This is a genomic window from Candidatus Methylomirabilota bacterium, from assembly GCA_036005065.1.
In the GTDB taxonomy this organism is placed as follows: domain Bacteria; phylum Methylomirabilota; class Methylomirabilia; order Rokubacteriales; family DASRDR01; genus DASYQW01.
The window spans coordinates 1-3,992 of sequence record DASYQW010000283.1; the positions used below are offsets into that span (position 1 = coordinate 1).

Annotated in this window: 5 protein-coding genes; all 5 read right to left on the reverse strand. The window is 72.1% G+C overall.

The features are described 5' to 3' along the window. Positions 1–237: 237 nt before the first annotated feature. On the reverse strand, positions 238–939 hold the full coding sequence (gene phoU / locus VGW35_19280; protein HEV8309811.1) for a phosphate signaling complex protein PhoU: 702 nt from the start codon (positions 937–939) through the stop codon (positions 238–240). A 13-nt stretch (positions 940–952) separates the two neighbouring features. Further along, a complete protein-coding gene (pstB, locus tag VGW35_19285) occupies positions 953–1,705 on the reverse strand; it encodes a phosphate ABC transporter ATP-binding protein PstB (GenBank protein ID HEV8309812.1) in 753 nt (250 codons plus the stop codon). Between the two features lie 5 nt (positions 1,706–1,710). Next, complete coding sequence (gene pstA, locus VGW35_19290) at positions 1,711–2,517, reverse strand: phosphate ABC transporter permease PstA (protein ID HEV8309813.1); 807 nt, start codon at positions 2,515–2,517, stop codon at positions 1,711–1,713. A 41-nt stretch (positions 2,518–2,558) separates the two neighbouring features. Beyond that, positions 2,559–3,560 carry a phosphate ABC transporter permease subunit PstC gene (pstC, locus tag VGW35_19295; GenBank protein HEV8309814.1) on the reverse strand — a complete coding sequence of 334 codons (1,002 nt, stop codon included), beginning with the start codon at positions 3,558–3,560 and terminating at the stop codon, positions 2,559–2,561. A 5-nt stretch (positions 3,561–3,565) separates the two neighbouring features. Then, a partial coding sequence (locus VGW35_19300; GenBank protein ID HEV8309815.1) for a phosphate ABC transporter substrate-binding protein PstS occupies positions 3,566–3,992 on the reverse strand: 427 nt, incomplete at its 5' end.

Here is a 3,992-nt window from a genome sequence, read left to right on the forward strand (position 1 = left end):
TGCGATGGTACCGGCCCGAGGCCCGAGTCCCGGTAGGACGCAGGTTCGAGGGGCGCGCCGCAGGACGCCGCGGGGCTCGGGCCCCGCCGTCCGAGGCGCGCCAACCCCCAGGAGGCGCGCCGAGCGCCCCTGAGGCCGCGACGGACGCCGAGCCGCAGGCGAGGCGCGGCCCGGCCGAGATGGCCGACGCAGAGATGCGACGGGCCCCGGGCCGGCCCGCGGGGCCGCCCGGTCTGGTCAGCGGGGCCGGGGGGTCGGGGCCCGCAAGCCCTTGCGCAGCTCCTTGTCGCCCCGCTCGCGCACGTCCTCGCCCCGCACGATGTAGATCACGTCCTCGGCGATGTTGGTGGCGTGGTCGGCGATCCGCTCGAGGTTCCGGGAGATCAGGATCAGCGCCAGGGCGCGGGGGATCGTGGCCGCGTCGCCGATCATGTAGGTGAGCAGCTCGCGGAAGACCTGATCGCGGAGGTTGTCGACCTCGTCGTCGCCCTCGATGACCGTGCGGGCCAGCTCGGCATCCCGCCGCACGAAGGCGTCCAGGCTCTTGCGGACCATCTCCTGGGCCAGCTGGGCCATCCGCGGGATGTCGATCAGCGGCTTGACCTCCGGCTGGGTGATGAGGGACTGGGCCCGTAGCGCGATGCTCACCGCCTGGTCGGCGATGCGCTCCAGGTCGCTGTTGATCTTGATCGCCGCCACCAGGAACCGGAGATCGGACGCCATCGGCTGCTGGAGCGCCAGCAGGGTGAAGCACCGGTCGTCGATCTCGATGCACAGGAGGTCCATCTCCTCCTCGTGGGCGAGGACCTGCTGGACGAGCGACTCCTCCCGGCTCACCAGCGCCTTCACGCTCCCGTGGATCATCGTCTCGGCCAGCCCGCCCATGACGAGCAGGCGCTCGCGCAGCGACCCGAGCTCGGTCTCGAAGTGGCGTTCCACGGTGGTCCCTCCCTCACCCGAAGCGGCCGGTGATGTACGCCTCGGTCCGGGGGTCCCGGGGGATGCGGAACAGCTCCTTGGTCACCCCGAACTCGATCAGCTGGCCCAGCAGGAAGAAGCCGGTCCAGTTCGAGACGCGGGCCGCCTGCTGCATGTTGTGCGTGACGATGACGATGGTGAGGGGCGCCTTCAGCTCGTGGATCAGCTCCTCGATCTTGGCCGTCGCGATCGGGTCCAGCGCCGAGCACGGCTCGTCCATCAGGAGCACCGACGGCTCCACGGCCAGGGCCCGGGCGATGCAGAGGCGCTGCTGCTGGCCGCCCGAGAGGCTCGCCCCCGATTTCCCGAGCTGGTCCTTCACCTCGTCCCAGAGCGCCGCCTGGCGGAGCGCCCGCTCGGCCGCCTCCTGCAGCGAACTCCGGCTCCGGACCCCGCCCAGCCGGAGCCCGGCCACCGCGTTGTCGAAGACGGACATGGTCGGAAACGGGTTCGCCCGCTGAAACACCATGCCGACCCGCCGACGGAGCTCGACCGGATCCTGAGTATAGACGTCCTCGCCCTCCAGGAGGACGGTCCCGCTGACCCGGGCCCCCGGGACCACCTCGTGCATCCGGTTCAGGCATCGGATGAAGGTCGACTTCCCGCAGCCCGACGGCCCGATGATCGCGGTCACGCCGGCCGGGGTGACGGCGAGGTCGATGTCGTGGAGGACGTGGGCCTCCCCGAACCACGCGTTGAGCTGCTTGACCAGGATGCCCTCGGCCATCCCGCTCACCTCGCCACGCCGTAGCGGCCGCGCGTCGCGAGGCGGGCCGCCAGGCTGACCACGAAGACCAGCGCGATCAGGACGAGGGCGCCCGCCCAGGCCTGGCGGTGCCAGTCGTCGTACGGCGCGATGGCGTAGGCGAAGATCTGCAGCGGCAGCGTGGCGATCGGCTGGTCGAGGCCGCTATGCCAGAAGCGGTTGCCGAACGCCGTGAAGAGCAGCGGGGCTGTCTCGCCCGCGATGCGCGCGACGGCGACCATGGCGCCGGTGACGATCCCCGCGCGGGCGGTGGGAAGGATGATCCGGAGCGCCACCTTCCACTGCGGCAGCCCGAGCGCCAGCCCCGCCTCCCGGAGGGAGGCCGGGACCAGCCGCACCATCTCCTCGGTGGTCCGGAGCACGATCGGGATCATGATGACGGCCAAGGCGAAGCCGCCGGCGAGCGCCGAGAAGCGCCGCATCGGCAGGACGACGACCGTGTAGGCGAAGATCCCGATCACGATCGAGGGGACGCCGTTCAGGACGTCGGCCAGGAAGCGCAGGCACCACGGGAGCCGGCGGTCCTCCGACTCGGCCAGGTAGATCCCGCCCAGGATGCCGACGGGCAGGCCGAGGGCGGCGGCCAGTCCCAGCAGGATCAGGCTGCCCACGATCGCGTTCGCCATGCCGCCGCCCGTCTCGCCCACGGGCTTCGGCAAGCGCGTGAAGAAGTCCAGGTTGAGCGCGGTCGCGCCCTGGTAGAGGAGGAAGCCGAAGATGAGGATGAGCGGCGTGATGACGGCGAGGGCGGCCAGCCCCGCCAGCCCGCCCATGAGCGCGCTCCTCGCCTGGCGGCGCCAGGTGCTTCCGGCTCTCACAGCCGCCCGCCCTGCGGCCCGCGCGCCACGCTCCAGACGAGGAGACGCGCCAGGGCGTTGACCAGCACCGTGATGACGAAAAGGAGCAGGCCCACCTCGACGAGCGCCGCCAGGTAGAGGTCGGAGGTCGCCTCGGTGAACTCGTTGGCGATCACACTGGCCATGGTGTAGCCGGGGGCGAAGAGCGAAAGCGAGATCTCCGGCCGGTTGCCGATGACCATGGTCACCGCCATCGTCTCGCCGAGAGCCCGGCCGAGGCCGAGGAGCACCGCCCCGATCAGCCCCGAGCGGCCGTAGGGGACGACGGCGATGCGGACGACCTCCCAGCGGGTGGCGCCGATCCCGAGCGCGGCCTCCCGCTGACTGTCCGGGACGGCGCGGAGGACCTCGCGGCTCACCGCGGTGATGTAGGGCACCACCATGATCGCCAGGATGATGCCGGCCGCGAGCATGCCCACCCCGTAGGGCGGGCCCTGAAAGAGGGGCAGGAAGCCGAGGCTCGTCCCCAGCGCCGGCTCGACCCAGACCCTCAGGACCGGCGCCAGGACGAAGATCCCCCACAGCCCGTAGATCACGCTGGGGACCGCGGCCACCAGCTCGACCAGGAACGACACCGGCGGCCGGATCCAGAGGGGCGCCAGCTCGGCCAGGTAGATCGCGGCGCCGAGGCCCAGCGGCACCGCGATCAGGAGCGCCAGCGCCGACGAGACGAGTGTCCCGTACACGAACGGGAGCGCGCCGAACTGCTCGGCCACCGGGTCCCACGTCGACGTCACCAGGAAGTGCCAGCCGAAGGCGCGGATGGCCGGCCACGCGGAGCGCGCCATCTCCAGGACCATGGCGGCGACGAGCAGGAGCAGGACGAGCGCCGCGCCGCGGGTCAGCCCCCGGTAGAGCCGGTCCCCCCCCGCCGAGGCCGACCGGCGCCGAACCGCGAGCGGGCGGAGCGGCAGCCCGGCCGGTGCCCCTCCGACCTGGACCGTCGCCGGCGTGCTCACGGCCGTCACTGCGCCGCGGCCAGGACGGGCTTCCCCTGGTAGCGGATCTCCCGGAGCTTCGCCTCGATCTGCTTCACCACCGGCGGCGGCAGCGGGGCGTAGAGGAGATCCTTCGCGTACTTCTGCCCCTCGTGGGCCGCCCACCAGAGGAACTTCGCCAGCGCCCGGCCCTTGGCCTCGTCCGGCTGGTCCCGGTAGACGAGGATCCAGGTGAAGCTGGCGACCGGGTAGGCGTCGGCGCCGGGCGGATTGGTGAGCGAGACCCGGAAGTCGGCCGGCATGTCCTTGCCGGCGGCCGCCGCGGCCGCCGTCGTGCTGTCGATCATGGGCTCCACGAACTTGCCCGCCTCGTTCCGGGTGGCGCCCGCCGGCAGCTTGTTCTGGACGGCGTAGGCGAGCTCGACGTAGCCGAGGGCGCCGGGCGTGTTCTTG